Annotated in this window: 15 protein-coding genes and 1 pseudogene; 6 read left to right on the top strand and 10 right to left on the bottom strand. The window is 49.7% G+C overall.

Annotated features, from left to right (window positions below; all coding sequences use genetic code 11):
- Positions 1-6 precede the first annotated feature (6 nt).
- Positions 7-630, top strand: coding sequence for a thiol:disulfide interchange protein DsbA (dsbA, locus tag IB222_RS22620; protein ID WP_003028621.1), 624 nt, complete (start codon positions 7-9; stop codon positions 628-630).
- 29 nt (positions 631-659) lie between these two features.
- Here dsbA and IB222_RS22615 read toward each other — a convergent pair whose 3' ends face one another.
- Positions 660-1,580, bottom strand: coding sequence for an acyltransferase (locus IB222_RS22615; RefSeq protein ID WP_003825330.1), 921 nt, complete (start codon positions 1,578-1,580; stop codon positions 660-662).
- 363 nt (positions 1,581-1,943) lie between these two features.
- Here IB222_RS22615 and polA point away from each other — a divergent pair, with 363 nt between their 5' ends.
- Entirely contained in the window at positions 1,944-4,730 is a 2,787-nt protein-coding gene (gene polA, locus IB222_RS22610) for a DNA polymerase I (RefSeq protein WP_126319657.1), read from the top strand.
- A 441-nt stretch (positions 4,731-5,171) separates the two neighbouring features.
- Here the strand turns inward: polA and yihA are convergent, their stop codons facing one another.
- Positions 5,172-5,804, bottom strand: coding sequence for a ribosome biogenesis GTP-binding protein YihA/YsxC (yihA, locus tag IB222_RS22605; protein WP_063941722.1), 633 nt, complete (start codon positions 5,802-5,804; stop codon positions 5,172-5,174).
- Positions 5,805-6,124: 320 nt separating this feature from the next.
- A protein-coding gene (locus tag IB222_RS22600; RefSeq protein ID WP_113772681.1) for an IS3 family transposase occupies positions 6,125-7,272 on the bottom strand; the annotation gives its coding sequence in 2 pieces (ribosomal slippage) (positions 6,125-7,035 and positions 7,035-7,272; 1,149 coding nt in all).
- A 57-nt stretch (positions 7,273-7,329) separates the two neighbouring features.
- Between IB222_RS22600 and IB222_RS22595 the strand changes: the two are divergent.
- The 3 genes and pseudogenes from IB222_RS22595 to hemN form a co-directional block, all read left to right on the top strand.
- Positions 7,330-7,494, top strand: a pseudogene (locus IB222_RS22595) (hypothetical protein); the annotation flags it as partial.
- Positions 7,495-7,600: 106 nt separating this feature from the next.
- The gene (gene yihI / locus IB222_RS22590) at positions 7,601-8,110 is read left to right on the top strand and encodes a Der GTPase-activating protein YihI (RefSeq protein WP_003028627.1); all 510 of its coding nucleotides are present in this window, start codon (positions 7,601-7,603) and stop codon (positions 8,108-8,110) included.
- 188 nt (positions 8,111-8,298) lie between these two features.
- Complete coding sequence (gene hemN / locus IB222_RS22585; protein ID WP_149385128.1) at positions 8,299-9,672, top strand: oxygen-independent coproporphyrinogen III oxidase; 1,374 nt, start codon at positions 8,299-8,301, stop codon at positions 9,670-9,672.
- An 87-nt stretch (positions 9,673-9,759) separates the two neighbouring features.
- Here the strand turns inward: hemN and IB222_RS22580 are convergent, their stop codons facing one another.
- The 4 genes from IB222_RS22580 to glnA form a co-directional block, all read right to left on the bottom strand.
- The gene (locus tag IB222_RS22580; protein ID WP_020996121.1) at positions 9,760-9,870 is read right to left on the bottom strand and encodes a YshB family small membrane protein; all 111 of its coding nucleotides are present in this window, start codon (positions 9,868-9,870) and stop codon (positions 9,760-9,762) included.
- Positions 9,871-9,983: 113 nt separating this feature from the next.
- Positions 9,984-11,393 (bottom strand): nitrogen regulation protein NR(I), encoded by a 1,410-nt coding sequence (gene glnG / locus IB222_RS22575; protein ID WP_003825317.1) that lies wholly within the window; start codon positions 11,391-11,393, stop codon positions 9,984-9,986.
- A 10-nt stretch (positions 11,394-11,403) separates the two neighbouring features.
- On the bottom strand, positions 11,404-12,453 hold the full coding sequence (glnL, locus tag IB222_RS22570) for a nitrogen regulation protein NR(II) (protein WP_008786986.1): 1,050 nt from the start codon (positions 12,451-12,453) through the stop codon (positions 11,404-11,406).
- 282 nt (positions 12,454-12,735) lie between these two features.
- Positions 12,736-14,145 carry a glutamate--ammonia ligase gene (gene glnA / locus IB222_RS22565; protein ID WP_003825314.1) on the bottom strand — a complete coding sequence of 470 codons (1,410 nt, stop codon included), beginning with the start codon at positions 14,143-14,145 and terminating at the stop codon, positions 12,736-12,738.
- 379 nt (positions 14,146-14,524) lie between these two features.
- On the opposite strand from glnA, the gene typA reads away from it, so the two are divergent.
- Complete coding sequence (typA, locus tag IB222_RS22560; protein ID WP_008786988.1) at positions 14,525-16,348, top strand: ribosome-dependent GTPase TypA; 1,824 nt, start codon at positions 14,525-14,527, stop codon at positions 16,346-16,348.
- A 200-nt stretch (positions 16,349-16,548) separates the two neighbouring features.
- On the opposite strand, the gene IB222_RS22555 is transcribed toward typA, so the two are convergent.
- The 3 genes from IB222_RS22555 to IB222_RS22545 all read right to left on the bottom strand — a co-directional run bounded on the left by IB222_RS22555 (position 16,549) and on the right by IB222_RS22545 (position 18,050).
- Positions 16,549-16,869 carry a hypothetical protein gene (locus IB222_RS22555; protein ID WP_149385130.1) on the bottom strand — a complete coding sequence of 107 codons (321 nt, stop codon included), beginning with the start codon at positions 16,867-16,869 and terminating at the stop codon, positions 16,549-16,551.
- On the bottom strand, positions 16,866-17,534 hold the full coding sequence (locus IB222_RS22550) for an RHS repeat-associated core domain-containing protein (RefSeq protein WP_348925551.1): 669 nt from the start codon (positions 17,532-17,534) through the stop codon (positions 16,866-16,868). The genes IB222_RS22555 and IB222_RS22550 overlap by 4 nt, the downstream gene beginning before the upstream one ends.
- Before the next feature lie 69 nt (positions 17,535-17,603).
- Entirely contained in the window at positions 17,604-18,050 is a 447-nt protein-coding gene (locus tag IB222_RS22545) for an ankyrin repeat domain-containing protein (RefSeq protein ID WP_149385132.1), read from the bottom strand.
- Positions 18,051-18,438 lie beyond the last annotated feature (388 nt).

Raw genomic sequence — 18,438 nt, 5'->3', positions numbered from 1 at the left:
TTGAACATGAAAAAAATATGGCTGGCGCTGGCTGGTATGGTCTTAGCTTTTAGCGCATCTGCAGCGCAGTTCCAGGATGGTAAACAATACATCACCCTGGAGAAGCCTGTTGCGGGTGAACCGCAAGTGTTGGAGTTCTTCTCCTTCTACTGCCCGCACTGCTATCAGTTTGAAGAAGTGCTTCATGTATCTGATAACGTGAAGAAAAAACTGCCGGAAGGCACCAAGATGACCAAATACCACGTCGAGTTTCTCGGGCCTTTGGGCAAAGACCTGACGCAGGCATGGGCGGTTGCAATGGCGCTGGGTGTTGAAGATCAGGTCACTGTTCCTCTGTTTGAAGGGGTTCAGAAAACCCAGACCGTTCAGTCTGTTGCTGATATCCGTAAAGTGTTTGTCGATGCGGGTATTAAAGGCGAAGACTATGATGCGGCATGGAACAGCTTCGTAGTGAAATCTCTCGTGGCACAGCAGGAAAAAGCAGCGGCTGATTTACAGCTGCAGGGCGTTCCGGCGATGTTCGTGAATGGTAAATATCAGGTAAATCCGCAAGGCATGGATACCAGCAGCATGGATATCTTTGTACAACAGTATGCGGATACCGTGAAATACCTGGTCGGTCAGAAGTAAAAGCAAAAGCCGGTCACTGACCGGCTTTTTTATTTTGAGGCTTTAATCGCGTCGAGCTGCGCGTCTTTCTCACTCCACAGCGTATTCAACCACAGCTGAAAGCGGCGCTTGAATGCCTTATCGTTCACGTAATCACCGTGTAACTCTTCATGGATTGGCTCCAGATTCACCCGCACGACAATCCGCGTTAGCTTACCGCTCAGCATATCGTAGAACGGTCGGCTACTGTTTTCCGGATAGCACAACGTGACGTTCAACATTTTATCGAACTGTGACCCCAGTACGTTCAATGCCATTGCAATACCTGCCGCTTTAGGAGGGAGCAGGTTTTGATAAGGAGAGCGGGTTTGCTCACGTTTATCTTTGGTAAAGCGTGAACCTTCGACAAAATTCACAATGGTTGTCGGGTGTACGCGAAACTTCTCGCAGGAACGACGCGTTGTTTCGACATCTTTACCACGGCGTTCCGGATGGCGAAGCAGATAGCCACGTGAATAGCGTTTCATAAACGGCATATCCAGCGCCCAGCAGGCCAGGCCAATAAAGGGCACCCAGGCCAACTGCTGCTTGAGGAAATATTTATTCATCGGGATGTGCTTACGGAACAGAACGCAAAGCACAACGATATCGGCCCAGCTGTAATGATTACAAATGAGCAGATACCAGTTTTTCTTGCTAAGACCTTCCAGCCCTTCAACATCCCACTTCAGCCGCGGATTAAGGTGCAGCAGTAGCGCCAGACCTTCACACCAGCAGTACATCATGAAATTACAGAAGACGGAAACCTTGCGCCAGACGACAGGAATGGGCAAAAGGAGTTTCACAACTCCGGCAAGGATGATCGGCACAGAACAAAAAATCGTGACCAATATGGTCAACACGATACTCAGCAACAGCGTTATCGCAGCGAGTATTCTCGTCATAATTAAATTATTCAAAAGGTTAGCCATAGACAGTGCGCGAAAGAGGCGCAAGGGGCTGATTTTATCAGAAAACGAACCAAATGATGGATCTTCCCTGAATAGAAAAAAAGAGAATATCTATCCACATCAGGATATAAGCTGTAAAAATGGAATAAAATGCCGTGAGTTTATTTAACTAATTGAAATTGTTGTATAAATATAATGGAGCATTAATTGCCTTGCTATATTTAAAGAGCTGAAAATTATTTATTCACAAAGTTATCCACAGCTGTCTTTGCGAGCAAAGCAGAAGATCTGCAAAAGTTTTTCGACAAATGCGGCGAAAAACTCATGTTTTCATCCTGTCTGTGGCATCCTTTACCCATAATCTGATAAACAGGCACGGACATTATGGTTCAGATCCCAGAAAACCCACTTATCCTTGTAGATGGCTCATCTTACCTGTATCGCGCATACCACGCGTTCCCACCGCTGACTAACAGCGCAGGAGAACCTACGGGCGCGATGTACGGTGTCCTCAACATGCTGCGTAGCTTGATTCTGCAATATCAACCAACCCATGCTGCGGTGGTATTCGACGCCAAGGGTAAAACCTTCCGTGATGAATTATTCGAACATTATAAGTCTCACCGCCCACCTATGCCGGACGATCTGCGTGCACAGATAGAACCCCTGCATGCGATGGTAAAAGCGATGGGGCTGCCACTGTTGGCTGTTTCTGGCGTGGAGGCGGACGATGTTATCGGTACGCTGGCGCGGGAAGCAGAGAAGATCGGTCGCCCGGTGCTGATTAGCACCGGTGATAAAGATATGGCTCAGTTAGTGACGCCGAATATCACCCTTATCAACACCATGACCAATACGATCCTCGGCCCGGAAGAAGTTGTGAATAAGTACGGCGTCCCGCCGGAACTGATCATCGATTTCCTGGCGCTGATGGGGGATTCCTCAGATAACATTCCTGGCGTTCCAGGCGTAGGCGAAAAAACCGCTCAGGCACTGCTGCAGGGGCTGGGTGGGCTGGATACCCTCTATGCCGAATCAGACAAAATAGCGGGGCTGACCTTCCGTGGTGCGAAAACCATGGCGGGCAAACTTGAGCAGAACAAAGAGGTGGCGTACCTCTCTTATCAATTGGCTACCATCAAAACGGATGTTGAGCTGGAATTGACCTGTGAGCAGCTTGAAGTGCGTCAGCCCGCTGCAGAAGAACTGCTTGGCCTGTTTAAACAGTATGAATTTAAACGTTGGGTTACCGACGTTGAAGCGGGTAAATGGCTACAGGCTAAAGGGACGAAGCCGGCGGCAAAACCGCAAGAAACTATTGTCGTCGATGAAACGCCTGAGGAGCCGGCCACGGTTCTTTCGTACGATAACTATGTGACGATTCTGGACGAAGCGACGCTGGAAGCGTGGATCGCTAAGCTGAAAAAAGCACCTGTCTTTGCCTTCGATACTGAAACTGACAGCCTGGACAACATTTCCGCGAATCTGGTTGGCCTGTCTTTTGCCATTGAACCGGGTGTGGCGGCGTATGTTCCTGTTGCCCACGATTACCTGGATGCCCCTGACCAGATCGCGCGCGACCGCGCGCTGGAGCTGCTAAAGCCGCTGCTGGAAGATGAGAACGCGCACAAAGTCGGGCAAAACCTGAAGTACGATCGCGGCATCCTGGCGAACTATGGCATCGAGCTGCGCGGCATCACTTTTGACACCATGCTCGAATCCTACATTCTTAACAGCGTCGCTGGACGACACGATATGGACAGCCTGTCGGACCGCTGGCTGAAACATAAGACCATCACCTTTGAAGAGATTGCTGGAAAAGGCAAAAACCAGCTGACCTTTAACCAGATAGCACTGGAAGAGGCTGGTCGTTACGCTGCGGAAGACGCCGACGTTACGTTACAGCTGCATCTGAAGATGTGGCCAGAATTGCAGCAGCATAAAGGGCCGTTGAACGTCTTTGAAAATATCGATATGCCGCTGGTGCCGGTTTTGTCTCGCGTTGAGCGCAACGGTGTGAAAATCGATCCGGCTGTTCTGCACAAGCATTCAGAAGAGCTGACGCTGCGTTTGAATGAGCTGGAGCAAAAAGCGCACGAGATCGCCGGAGAAGCGTTTAACCTCTCTTCCACTAAGCAACTGCAAACTATCCTGTTTGAAAAGCAGGGTATTAAGCCGTTGAAGAAAACCCCAGGCGGCGCGCCATCAACGTCGGAAGAGGTACTGGAAGAGCTCGCGCTGGATTACCCATTGCCGAAAGTGATTCTGGAATATCGTGGTTTAGCAAAACTGAAGTCGACCTATACGGATAAGCTTCCGTTGATGATTAACAAGAAAACCGGACGCGTGCACACCTCCTACCATCAGGCGGTTACCGCCACCGGGCGCTTGTCTTCAACGGATCCAAACCTGCAAAACATCCCGGTACGTAATGACGAAGGTCGTCGTATTCGTCAGGCGTTCATTGCGCCAGAAGACTACGTGATTGTCTCTGCGGACTACTCACAGATTGAACTGCGTATCATGGCGCACCTTTCACGTGATAAAGGTCTGCTTACCGCGTTCGCTGAAGGGAAAGATATTCACCGCGCAACGGCGGCTGAAGTCTTTGGTTTACCGCTTGATTCCGTGACCAGCGAGCAACGCCGCAGCGCGAAAGCCATCAATTTCGGTTTGATCTACGGGATGAGCGCCTTTGGTCTGGCGCGCCAGTTGAATATTCCGCGCAAAGAAGCACAGAAGTACATGGATCTCTACTTCGAACGCTACCCAGGCGTGCTGGAATATATGGAACGCACTCGCGCGCAGGCGAAAGAGCAAGGCTATGTAGAAACGCTGGAAGGTCGCCGTCTCTATTTACCGGATATTAAATCCAGTAATGGTGCTCGTCGCGCTGGTGCTGAACGTGCGGCCATTAACGCCCCGATGCAGGGAACTGCCGCAGATATTATCAAGCGAGCCATGATTGCTGTGGATGGATGGCTGCAAACCGAGCAACCGCGAGTGCGCATGATCATGCAGGTACACGATGAACTGGTGTTTGAAGTGCACAAAGATGATCTGGAAAGCGTCTCTAAAAAGATCCACCAACTGATGGAAAACGAGACCCAGATTGACGTGCCGTTGCTGGTGGAAGTCGGGAGTGGTGAAAACTGGGATCAGGCGCACTAAGGGTTTACTTAATAACGCCCCTTTTTCGTAACTAAGCAACATAAGAGAGAGCTTTTTGTGATGTCCATTAGAATTCCCTATGTAAGGAATGAAAAAAAATTACAAAAAGTGCTTTCTGAGCTGCTCAAAAAAGAGTAAAGTTATTCTCGTAGGGTACAGAGGTAAGATGTTCTATCTTTCAGACCTTTTACTTCACGTAATCGGATTTGGCTGAATATTTTAGCCGCCCCAGTCAGTAATGACTGGGGCGTTTTTTATTTTGCTCGTCATACTTCAAGCTGCATACGCGTTGGGTTCCTCGCTCACCCCAGTCACTTACTTATGTAAGCTCCTGGGATTTGCTGCGTCGCCGCCTTTATGCAACTCGAATTATTTAGAGCAAAAATAAAGATCTGTAGGCCGGATAAGACGCGCAGCGGCGCCATCCGGCATATCGGTGGGTTATTCCCCGTCCTGCTCCTCTTCAACCGGTGCCAGTTCACTAAACCAGCTATCCAGTTTTTGCCGCAGTTTGTCCACACCCAGTTTTTTCAGCGATGAAAATGCTTCTACCTGCACGTCACCGTTAAATGCCAGTACGGCTTCACGTACCATATTCAGCTGCGCTTTGCGTGCACCGCTGGCCAGCTTATCTGCTTTAGTCAGCAGTACCAGAACCTGAACGTTGCTCTCAACCGCCCACAGGATCATCTGTTGATCGAGATCTTTTAACGGGTGACGAATATCCATCAGCACTACCAGACCTTGCAGGCTCTGACGCTTTTCCAGATATTCAGCCAGCGCGCGTTGCCATTTACGCTTCATCTCTTCCGGAACTTCGGCATAACCGTATCCTGGTAAATCGACCAGGCGTTTGCCGTCAACGACTTCAAACAGGTTGATGAGCTGAGTACGACCCGGCGTTTTAGATGTACGCGCCAGACCTTTTTGATTCGTCAGGGTATTTAGCGCACTGGATTTGCCTGCGTTGGAACGGCCAGCAAAAGCCACTTCGATACCGGTATCGGAAGGTAAGTGGCGAATATCAGGCGCACTCATCACAAAGTGCGTCTGTTGATAATTCAAGTTAGTCAAAGCAGTCCTCTCCATCAATCAGGGCTTTGCAGCGATTATACCTGAACCCCAGCAAAAGGCTGGTTTTTCGACGAGTGGGCTGTGTAAGTAAAAACCCCGCGCTTTGTGAGACATTGCCGACAGTTTCTATACGAGATGACAGAGTAAAAAATGACAGAACTAAAATAAATCATATGGTTACATTTGGGCGCTATTCTTAAAATCAGAAATTGTTACCCAGGTTACTTGTACGTTTAAACCAAAACGGTAAAGTAGCGTCCATAGCGAGGAAGCTGAAAGGATAGATGACTCAGGATGAGGGTTGAATCGCCACAGATAATCTAGACACTTCCGAGCCGTTGATAATACTGGTTTTCATATTCTGTCGGTGACATCTGATCGCTAGAACCATGCCGACGCTTACTGTTATAAAACATTTCGATGTAATCAAAAATATCACTGCGGGCTTCTTCCCGCGTTCCGTAGATCTTTTTCTTTATCCGTTCGCGTTTCAACAACTGGAAAAAGCTTTCTGCAACCGCATTATCATGGCAGTTACCGCGACGGCTCATGCTGCCCTCCAGGCCGTGTGATTTCAGGAAAGACTGCCACTCATGGCTTGTGTACTGACTGCCCTGATCCGAATGAACCAGCACCTGTTTTTGGGGATTACGCCGCCATACAGCCATCAGCAGTGCGTTCAGGACAATGTCCTTTGTCATCCGGGATTGCATGGACCAGCCGATAATTTTGCGTGAGAACAGATCAACAACCACAGCAAGATACAGCCAGCCTTCGTGGGTCCTGATGTAGGTTATGTCTGTTACCCAACGCTCATCAGGAGCATCCGGATTGAACTGTCGCTGGAGCCTGTTGGGCGACACGATACTGGCCTCGCCTTTACGTGCCCGCGGGCTCCGGTATCCGACCTGAGCCTTTATCCCGACACGTTTCATCAGTCGCCAGACTCTGTTCACTCCGCACTGTTGCCCGCTGTCCCGCAGATCCAGATGGATTTTGCGATAACCATAGACGCATCCCGATTCCAGCCAGAACTGTTTAATCTGTCCTGTCAGTCTCAGGTCTGCCTGATGGCGTTGAGAATGCGGCTGCTGAAGCCAGGCGTAAAAACCACTGGGATGAACATCCAGCACCCGACAGAGCAGGCGAACAGGCCAGCAACAGGTGTTGTCACGGATAAAGGCGTACCTCAGTCGGACAGCTTTGCGAAGTACGCCGCGGCTTTTTTTAATATGTCCCGTTCGTCGGTAACCCGCTTCAGCTCTTTCTGGAGACGACGGATCTCGGCCTGAGCATCTGACTGTTCTTTATTAGTGGAAGAATCCGGACCGTACTTCTTTATCCAGGCGTAAAGGCTGTGGGTGGTGATATCGAGACGTGTTGCCACGCTGGCAACAGAATAACCGCGATCAACAACCTGTTTGACTGCTTCAGTTTTAAACTCTTCGGGATAACGCTTACCGCTCATGGGCACCTCTCTTTAAGCCATCTTAAATGACTCTGAGGTGTCTGTTAAACCCGTGGCGATTCAGGTCAGGAGCGCCAGGAGGCGAAGACACAGGATTGTCAGGAAGACAAACGTCCGGAGACGTTAGTAAAAGGAAATGGAAACAACACGGAATGTTACAGGCTAAGGGAAAAACAGGGTGTGTTGATAGCCAACAGGGATTGTAGAGCCCGTAAGGGTTGAGAGTCAGGAAAAAAGGCGACAGATTACTCTGTCGCCTTTTTTCTTTATTTCTGCTAGATTCCGGCGCAATTATATACTGAATAAAAACAGCCAAAGACGAATCATGATGAAACCAACTTCTACACCACGCGGTAAAGGTCCTGCAAAAGCGCGTCGTAAAACACGCGAAGAAATTAACCAGGAAGCTCGCGACCGTAAGCGCCAGAAAAAACACCGTGGTCATGCGGCAGGTAGCCGTGCGTCCGGTAGCGAAGGCGCATCTGGTGGCGGAAACCAAAATAAGCAAAAAGATCCTCGTATTGGCAGCAAAACCCCCATTCCATTGGGCGTGACCGAAAAAGTCACCAAACAGCACAAACCGAAGAGTGAGAAACCTATGCTTTCACCACAGGCTGAGTTGGATTTACTGGAAACGGATGAGCGCCTGGATGCGCTGCTGGAGCGTCTTGAAGCAGGAGAAACCCTGAGCGCGGAAGATCAGTCCTGGGTTGATGCCAAGCTGGATCGCATCGATGAGCTGATGCAAAAGCTGGGTCTTTCTTACGATGACGAGGAAGAAGAGGAAGAAGAAGAAAAGCAGGAAGACATGATGCGCCTGCTGAAAGGCGGCAACTAACGGTTTTACACCGTGGGTCTTCCCGTCCTGCTTATAACCCTTCCGGTTATATGTTATCTGGTGTGGTTATTCGTTAAACTACAGCGGTTGTCGCGGCGACAGAAGTGGCTGCGCAACCGACTTATCACCCGTACTGGGGTTAAGTCGGTACGCCGTACCCGCCAGAGACGCCATCGGAAGGAGTGAGCATGTCAGAGCAGTTAATAGACTGGGACCTGGCCCTGATCCAGAAATATAACTATTCCGGGCCACGATATACCTCGTACCCGACCGCGCTGGAGTTTTCTGAAGACTACGGCACTGAGGCATTTCTAAAGGCCGTGGCGCGTTATCCTGAGCGTCCTCTCTCGCTGTACGTTCACATCCCATTCTGCCACAAGCTGTGTTATTTCTGCGGCTGTAACAAGGTCGTGACTCGCCAGCAGCATAAAGCCGACCAATACCTCGATGTCTTAGAACAAGAAATTATTCATCGCGCACCGCTGTTCGCCGGACGCCATGTCAGTCAGCTGCACTGGGGCGGCGGCACGCCAACGTACCTGAATAAAGCGCAAATCAGCCGTTTGATGTCGCTGCTACGTGGCAACTTTAACTTTAACGACGACGCCGAAATTTCGATCGAAGTGGATCCGCGTGAAATTGAGCTGGATGTGCTCGATCATTTACGCGCTGAAGGTTTTAACCGCCTGAGCATGGGGGTGCAGGACTTCAATAAAGAAGTTCAGCGCCTGGTGAACCGTGAGCAGGATGAGGAGTTTATCTTTGCGCTGCTGAATCATGCGCGTGAGATTGGCTTTACCTCAACGAACATCGATCTGATTTATGGTTTGCCAAAACAGACGCCGGAAAGTTTCGCCTTCACCCTGAAACGCGTTTCTGAGCTGAATCCAGACCGACTGAGCGTCTTTAACTACGCGCACCTGCCGACGCTGTTTGCCGCTCAGCGCAAAATTAAAGATGCCGACCTGCCCAGCGCGCAGCAGAAGCTGGATATCCTGCAGGAAACCATCTCTTCACTGACCGAAACTGGCTATCAGTTCATTGGTATGGATCACTTTGCCCGCCCGGATGATGAGCTGGCGATTGCTCAACGCAAGGGTGTGCTGCATCGTAATTTCCAGGGTTATACCACCCAGGGTGATACCGATCTGCTGGGAATGGGCGTGTCAGCCATCAGTATGATTGGTGACAACTACGCGCAGAACCAGAAAGAGCTGAAGCGCTATTATCAGCAGGTAGACGAGCAGGGTGACGCGCTGTGGCGCGGAATTGCCCTGACCCGCGATGACTGCATTCGTCGTGATGTTATTAAGCTCCTGATCTGCAACTTCCGCCTCGACTATGCCGCTGTGGAACAGCAATGGGATCTGAACTTCGCTGACTATTTTGCCGAAGACCTGAAACTGCTGGCACCGCTGGCGAAGGATGGGCTGGTGGATGTCAATGAGAAGGGGATTCAGGTCACGCCGAAGGGCCGTCTGCTGATCCGTAATATTTGCATGTGCTTCGATGCGTATCTGCGCCAGAAAGCGCGGATGCAGCAATTCTCGCGGGTGATTTAACGCTTTTCCGGGTGGCGCTTCGCTTATCGTGCCTACGAAAATCTCAATACGTAGGTCGGGTAAGCGAAGCGCCACCCGGCGAACCCGCTAGCTGAAAAGCCCAACAAGCGCTGCGCACAATACTGCGGCGACCGCAGTTTGTGGCGTATGGCTTTCGACTGCACCGCTCGACAGCAGATTAATGATTGATTCCAGCATGATGACTTCCCCCCCGTTTTCCGGGCACGATCATACTTAACTCATCGGAACAGTAAAGCGCAAAATAGCAGCTATTTGCGCTCAATTATTAATCTTTACACAGTGACGATATGTCACTCCATTCCGAGTTCTTTTAGCTTACGCGTCAAGGTATTACGACCCCAGCCGAGCAAGCGTGCCGCTTCCTGTTTATGCCCCTGAGTATGACGGAGCGCGGTAGTCAACAGCGTGCGCTCCATCTCCGGTTGGGCCTCGGAAAGCAAGTTTTGATGGCCGGAGCGTAATGCCCGATCTGCCCACTGTGCCAATAGCGTTGCCCAACTATCCGGCTGCATATGGGACGGTGCGTCTGGCACGGAGGTTTCAAACAGCTCGGTTGGTAAGTCCTGAATCAGTACTTCCTGCCCGGCGGCCATTACGGTTAACCAGCGGCAGGTGTTCTCAAGCTGACGCACGTTACCTGGCCAGGCCAGACGGGTGAGCGCAGCCTCAGTTTCCGGGTGTAATTGTTTGGCTTCCACCCCCAGTTCGCGGGCGGCCTCCTGCAGGAAATGACGCGCCAGGCGGGGGATATCCTCCCGACGTTCACGCAGCGGTGGCAGATGTACCCGAATGACGTTCAGCCGATGGAATAAGTCCTCACGGAATTTGCCTTCCTGCACGCGTAGTTCAAGATTCTGGTGCGTGGCGGCGATAATGCGTACATCTACCTTTACGGGCGCGTAACCGCCAACGCGGTAAAACTGTCCGTCGGCTAATACGCGCAATAAACGCGTTTGCACGTCCAGCGGCATATCGCCAATTTCATCGAGGAACAGCGTACCGCCGTCTGCCTGTTCAAAGCGCCCCTGACGAATGGTATTCGCCCCGGTAAACGCGCCTTTCTCGTGACCAAACAGCTCAGATTCGATCAAATCTTTCGGAATAGCCGCCATGTTCAGCGCGATAAACGGCGCTTTGACGCGCGGGCTATGACGGTGCAACGCATGGGCGACCAGCTCTTTACCGGTCCCTGACTCTCCGTTTATCAATACGCTGATTGACGATCGGGACAGGCGGCCAATAATGCGAAAGACATCCTGCATTGCCGGCGCTTCGCCGATGATGTCGGTTGTGGGGCCGTTAATCTGAACATTGCGCGGCTGCTGCTGTTCCTGATAATGGCTGATGGCGCGCTCGACCAGCGCCACGGCTTCATCAATATCAAAAGGTTTAGGCAGATAATCAAACGCCCCTTGCTGATAGGCGCTGACGGCGGCATCCAGATCGGAGTGCGCGGTCATTATGATGACCGGAAGCATCGGATGCCGCTGTTTAATCTGTTTTAACAGCGTCAGGCCGTCCATACCCGGCATGCGGATATCCGACAACAGCACGTCCGGCGTTTTGCTGGCCAGCGCGTCCAGTACCTCTTTACCACTTTCAAATGTGGTACAGCTTAGCCCTGCCCCTGCGAGCGCACGTTCAAGCACCCAACGGATGGAACTATCGTCATCAACGACCCAGACTATTCCTCGTTGCATAAACGTCACCTTATTTCCTGATAGGCAGGTAAACCGAGAACTCGGTATGACCCGGCCAACTGGTAAATTCAATTTTGCCGGAATGTTGATCAATCAAATTACGGGCGATAGATAATCCAAGGCCGGTACCGCCTTCGCGACCGCTAACCATTGGGTAGAACAGCGTATCCTGCAAATGCGAGGGAATACCTGGACCGTTATCCTCTACATCAATTCGTGCCGCCAGACGGTAACGCATGCCGTGTAGCGTGAGCTGAAACGCGGTGCGGGTGCGCAGAATGATCTCGCCGCCTTCCGGTCCCAGCGCCTGCAAAGCATTGCGTACGATGTTCAGCAAAACCTGCTCGATCTGGTCCGGGTCGTGCAGTAATTCGGGCAGACTTGGGTCGTAATCCCGGATTAGCGTGACGTTTTCCGGCAGCTCCATTGAGACCAGCGCCACCACGCGTTCCGCCACTTTGTGAATACTTTCCGTGATGTGCATGCCGGGCTGTTGCGGTCCCAGCAGACGGTCGACCAGGTTACGCAGGCGGTCCGCCTGTTCAATAATAACTTTGGTATATTCGGTCAGTGCCGGGTCCGGAAGCGCTTTACTGAGAAGTTGCGCCGCACCGCGTAATCCGCCCAGCGGGTTTTTAATTTCATGTGCCAGACCACGCACCAGATCGCGGGCGGCAATCTGCTGGGCGTGCTGGAGCTGTTCCTGACTCAGACGGCGCTGGTTATCCATAGGGGCCATCTCCAGCAAGATAAGGCCATCAGGCAGCCTCTGAGCGGTCACAGAGAGGATATGTGAGTGGCTGTCTATCACCAGCGTCACTTCGTTATCCGTAAAGCCCTGGCCTGCTTCCAGGCTCTCTCGCATCAGTCCGATGTTTAAGGAGAAATAACTCAACAGATCGGGAAGCGGTGTACCAAACAGTTTGCGGGAGCTTTGGGCGAGCAACTGCTGTGCCGCCGGGTTGGCGTAATGTACAGCCAGCTCATCGTCGACAAGTAAGATGCTGTTGATTAAAGAATTGAGGATCTGCCCAGCATCGGGCAGCGTGCCGGTTGCCATTCAGCAGTCTCCTGAAAAGTGTTGCACCAATTTAGTGCATTATAGCTTTTTACATCAAAAAAGCGCGAAAAAGCAGGTTGTTAGTGGAGAAAAAAGCCCATCCTGGGATGGGCTACAGATGACTGGCAAACATAGATGCCGGATGGCGGTTTTGCCTTATCCGGCCTACAAGGTAATGTTACCCTCCAGGCCTGATAAGTTTGCTCCATCAGGCGTCCTATCATTCGCCATCGATCTCAAGCCTGCCTAAGCAGGCTAAAAGTTCCACGGCAACTCAAACGATTAAACGCTGTAGTACAGCTCAAACTCTACCGGGTGCGGAGTCATACGCACGCGGTCATCTTCTTCGCGACGCAGCGCAATGTACGCATCGATCGCTTCATTGGTGAACACGCCGCCTGCGGTCAGGAACTCGCGGTCCAGATCCAGTTCTTTCAGTGCTTCTTCCAGAGAACCAGCAACCTGTGGGATCTCTTTCGCTTCTTCCGGCGGCAGGTCGTACAGGTTTTTGTCCATTGCTTCGCCCGGGTGGATCTTGTTCTTAATACCGTCAAGACCAGCCATCAGCAGCGCTGCGAAGCACAGGTACGGGTTAGCAGCCGGGTCCGGGAAACGCACTTCGATACGACGAGCTTTCGGAGAAGCAACTACCGGGATACGGATAGACGCAGAACGGTTACGGGCAGAGTAAGCCAGCATGACCGGTGCTTCGTAACCCGGGACCAGACGCTTGTAGGAGTTGGTGGTCGGGTTAGCCAGGGCGTTGATCGCTTTAGCGTGTTTGATTACGCCACCGATGTAGTACAGCGCCTGCTCAGACAGACCCGCATATTTGTCACCGGAGAACAGGTTTACGCCGTTCTTGGACAGGGACATGTGGCAGTGCATGCCGGAACCGTTATCGCCAAACATTGGTTTTGGCATAAAGGTTGCGGTTTTACCGAAACGGTGAGCGACGTTGTGAACGACATATTTGTAGATCTGAATTTCGTCCGCTTTTTTGGTCATGGTGTTAAAGCGGGTCGCGATTTCGTTCTGACCAGCAGTCGCCACTTCGTGGTGATGCGCTTCAACAACCAGGCCCATCTCTTCCATGATCAGACACATGGTAGAACGGATATCCTGAGAAGAATCTACCGGAGGAACCGGGAAGTAACCGCCTTTCACGCCAGGACGATGACCTTTGTTACCACCTTCGTATTTGGTGGAGGAGTTCCATGCGCCTTCGATATCATCGATAGCCACGTGGGAACCGGAAATAGATGCGCCGAAACGGATGTCGTCAAACAGGAAGAACTCTGGCTCTGGCCCGAACAGAACGGTGTCTGCGATGCCGGTAGAACGCAGATATTCTTCAGCACGTTTAGCGATGGAGCGTGGGTCACGGTCGTAGCCCTGCAGCGTACCTGGTTCTAGGATATCGCAACGGATGATCAGGGTAGACTCTTCAAAGAACGGGTCGATGAGAGCAGTAGACGCATCTGGCATCAGAACCATGTCTGATTCGTTAATGCCTTTCCAGCCACCGATTGAGGAGCCGTCAAACATTTTGCCTTCTTCAAAGAATTCGGCATTTACCTGATGAGCAGGAATAGTGACGTGCTGTTCTTTACCTTTGGTATCAGTGAAGCGTAAATCAACAAACTTCACTTCGTGTTCGTTCAGCATCGTCAAAACGTGTTCAGCGGACATACTTACTCTCCCGGATTGGTTATTGTCGTCGTGGTAACGAAGTCTTCAATTCTGCAAAAATTGGCCGTGTCGCCATAAAAAATATAAAGCGAAATCTGTGCCAACTTTTAAATTGCCCCTAAAAGGCGTTATCATGCGCACCATCGTGCAAAGGGGCTGCACCATGAAGGTTGTATTGCACCATTATAGTGCTTTAATGTGAACATTAAGCACCATATTGGTGCAAAGCATGTCAGATTACCCCTTTTAACGCTCCGTGAATGTGATCACAAAGAAACTCTGCAATACTTGTTTGCGGAGGATGTTTGTGATCCTGTTTTGTACTGCGATTAATCCGTGTACAATAACGCGCTATTTCTAAAATGCCTGAGGCAAAGTTGTGATCGAAAATTTGCGTAACATCGCCATCATCGCGCACGTAGACCATGGTAAAACGACCCTGGTAGACAAGCTGCTCCAACAATCCGGTACGTTCGATGCACGTGCTGAAACCCAAGAGCGCGTGATGGACTCCAACGATTTGGAGAAAGAGCGTGGGATTACCATCCTCGCTAAAAACACCGCTATCAAATGGAATGACTACCGTATCAACATCGTTGATACCCCGGGTCACGCCGACTTCGGTGGTGAAGTTGAACGTGTAATGTCCATGGTCGACTCCGTGCTGCTGGTGGTGGATGCAATGGACGGTCCGATGCCGCAGACGCGCTTCGTGACCAAAAAAGCCTTTGCCCATGGCCTGAAGCCAATTGTTGTTATCAACAAAGTTGACCGTCCTGGCGCGCGTCCTGACTGGGTTGTTGATCAGGTATTTGACCTGTTCGTTAACCTCGACGCTACCGACGAGCAGCTGGACTTCCCGATCGTTTACGCTTCTGCGCTGAACGGTATCGCGGGTCTGGATCACGAAGACATGGCTGAAGACATGACTCCGCTGTATCAGACCATCGTTGATCGTGTACCGGCTCCGAGCGTAGACCTTGATGGCCCGCTGCAGATGCAAATCTCTCAGCTGGACTACAACAACTACGTTGGCGTAATCGGTATCGGCCGTATCAAACGCGGTAAAGTTAAACCGAACCAGCAGATCACTATCATTGATAGCGAAGGCAAAACCCGTAACGGTAAAGTCGGTAAAGTTCTGACCCATCTGGGTCTGGAACGTATCGAGAGTGACATTGCCGAAGCAGGCGATATCATCGCGATCACTGGTCTGGGCGAACTGAACATCTCCGACACCATCTGCGACCCGCAGAATGTTGAAGCGCTGCCAGCTCTGTCCGTTGATGAACCGACCGTAACCATGTTCTTCTGCGTAAACACCTCTCCGTTCTGCGGTAAAGAAGGTAAATATGTTACCTCTCGTCAGATCCTTGACCGCCTGAACAAAGAGCTGGTGCACAACGTTGCGCTGCGCGTTGAAGAAACCGAAGATGCGGATGCGTTCCGTGTATCCGGTCGTGGTGAGCTGCACCTGTCTGTTCTGATCGAAAACATGCGTCGTGAAGGTTTCGAAATGGCGGTTTCCCGTCCGAAAGTAATCTTCCGCGAAATCGACGGCCGTAAACAAGAGCCGTTCGAAAACGTAACGCTGGACGTTGAAGAGCAGCATCAGGGTTCTGTGATGCAGGCTCTGGGTGAGCGTAAAGGCGACCTGAAAAACATGAATCCAGATGGCAAAGGCCGCGTACGTCTTGACTACGTGATCCCAAGCCGTGGTCTGATCGGCTTCCGTTCAGAATTCATGACCATGACTTCCGGTACCGGTCTGCTGTACTCCACATTCAGCCACTACGACGACGTTCGTGCGGGTGATGTGGGTCAGCGTCAGAACGGCGTTCTGATCTCCAACGGCCAGGGTAAAGCAGTTGCGTTCGCACTGTTCAGCCTGCAGGATCGCGGTAAGCTGTTCCTGGGTCACGGTGCTGAAGTTTACGAAGGCCAGATCATCGGTATTCACAGCCGCTCTAACGACCTGACTGTAAACTGCCTGACCGGTAAGAAACTGACCAACATGCGTGCGTCCGGTACTGACGAAGCAACGGTTCTGGTTCCGCCGGTTAAGATGACTCTGGAGCAGGCTCTGGAATTCATCGATGACGACGAACTGGTAGAAGTAACACCAACCTCTATCCGTATCCGTAAGCGTCACCTGACTGAAAACGATCGTCGCCGTGCAATGCGTGGCGCGAAAGAAGAGTAATTAACGCTCTTTTTCAGGTAAGAATAAAAAAGCCGCTGATTATCAGCGGCTTTTTTTATCTTTGCAAAAGGTTTGAAATGGATACTCTCTCATCTCCCAGTAAATATTGTCTATCCACTAACTTAGAATTTCCTAATAGAATTATTGATGCGGAGGATACGCCAAAAGAAAAATAATAATTTCACTGTTCGTAATTATCTCTAATATAGGCAAAGACGTATCATTATCAATGTGAGTATTGGTGATAATCCAATAGTAAGGGAATTGTACATTTTTCGTGGGAATCCCCAATAAATCGTAAGATTTTTATATTTTATAGCATCCTTAACGAAAACTGGCTCAATTTTCACGCCGAGAGTATGAGGTGGTGTGTATTCTTCTTTTGCAGCAAACGATTGCATTAAAGCCCATATAGGTTTATTTGCTAATTCACCATGATGAAATATCCGATAAACATACATCCCCAATAAGATAAATAAGCCTGCTAATAGGAATGGTATTACTATATGATTCTTGCTCATTGATTAAACTCCGTTAAGTTAGTGGGGATTGCACCATTCTGAGGTGAAATAACTGGAGGCATATCCGATGATAGCGTGGCAATCATCGATACTGTAGATGGAAGGTATGCTGGCGTTCCTTGTAGAAATTCATCATATCTATTTGGTATTAAAACTGCGTCTATTGCATCTCTTGCAACCCCGGCATGATCCATTGCATTTATAACCATAGTTGCACAGTTATGGGTAACATACCCATAGTCACTTCTATCCACTTTATAATTCGCGTTAATATAATCAATCATATCTTGTTCTTGCTCTGGTGTGGTTTTAATTGTACGTATTATCGTACTTCTGCGTTTTGCTTGGTCAGTTAAATAAGATACTACACTCCCCCCACGTGGAGTATCTGTCCCATAGCTATATACTCCTTTTTTAGTAAACGCCATCGCAGAATATCCTAATGGATTACCGTCTGTTGGTCCTCCAGATAAAATGAGAGTGTCCAATCCAAAGGGATCGATATTTGTGACCGGATTTAATGGGTAATTATAAAGGTTCCATCCACCCATCAATCCTATCGGGTCCTGGGTGATATATCGTCCCTGTCCCGGATTGTAGTAGCGGTGGCGGTTGTAGTGCAGTCCCAACTCCTCGTCATACTGCTGTCCCGGCATCTGCTCCACCGTCAGACCGCATCCCGCCAGCCATGTCCGGCTTCCCTCACTACGACCAAAAACCGAGTACGAATGGTTTTACTTATTGCGTTTTTTAAACGTAGGTTTATTAGATTGTTTTGTAATTAAATCGATAATTTCTTTTCGGCCATTTCTTTTTGCTATGTCAAGAGCTTTTTCTCCTGATTCATTTGTTATGCCTGTATTTACATTGTGCTCTAATAAAATTTTTATCGATTCTGTTTGTTCGGATAATACTGCTTGATGTAATGGAGTGTTACCCAAATCACCAATTGAATTTACATTCGCCCCCAATAATATCAAATTATTTATATCTTCTAGATTTCCTTGCCATGCGGCAATATGTAACATTGTATCACCAGATAACCCACGTTGGTTCACCTCTGTTATCTGTACATCCCAAAATTCACTATTTTTTTGATACTTCTCAAAGGTTTCTTTTGCGTTAATTTCAGATGCTATTTTCTTTAAATTCATTAATTCCCTGAATTCTTTGTTACTCACCGCATCACCTTTTTAATTAAATTTATCCGATTTATCTGTACAGGTTTTATTATATTCTTCTTTGAAGTTATTTATCCGATTATCCCAAGAAGCGATCTTATCATCATGGCGGCCAGGAAGCCACTTATGGTCCCAGTCATTATATAAATCAACACATTTCTGAGCATGATTAATTGTGTCAGATAAAAATGCACAGCGATTCTCATAACGTTTCCTGAATAGATCTGGTTGATTATTATCACAAAAATTCTTCGCCTTCTTATATTCTTGATCCTTTTGTGATTCAGCTTCATTCCTCGCTTCTTCTTGAGTACTCGGACGATTATCAGCCTGTCGCGATTGTAGAGCCTGAATCGTTGAGCCAGCCCCTAAAAGGAAAGAAAGAAGT

The organism is Citrobacter sp. C13, from assembly GCF_014596815.2.
In the GTDB taxonomy this organism is placed as follows: domain Bacteria; phylum Pseudomonadota; class Gammaproteobacteria; order Enterobacterales; family Enterobacteriaceae; genus Citrobacter; species Citrobacter portucalensis.
Note: the sequence above shows the minus strand (reverse complement) of the source record. Positions and strands in the feature narration are given on the sequence as shown.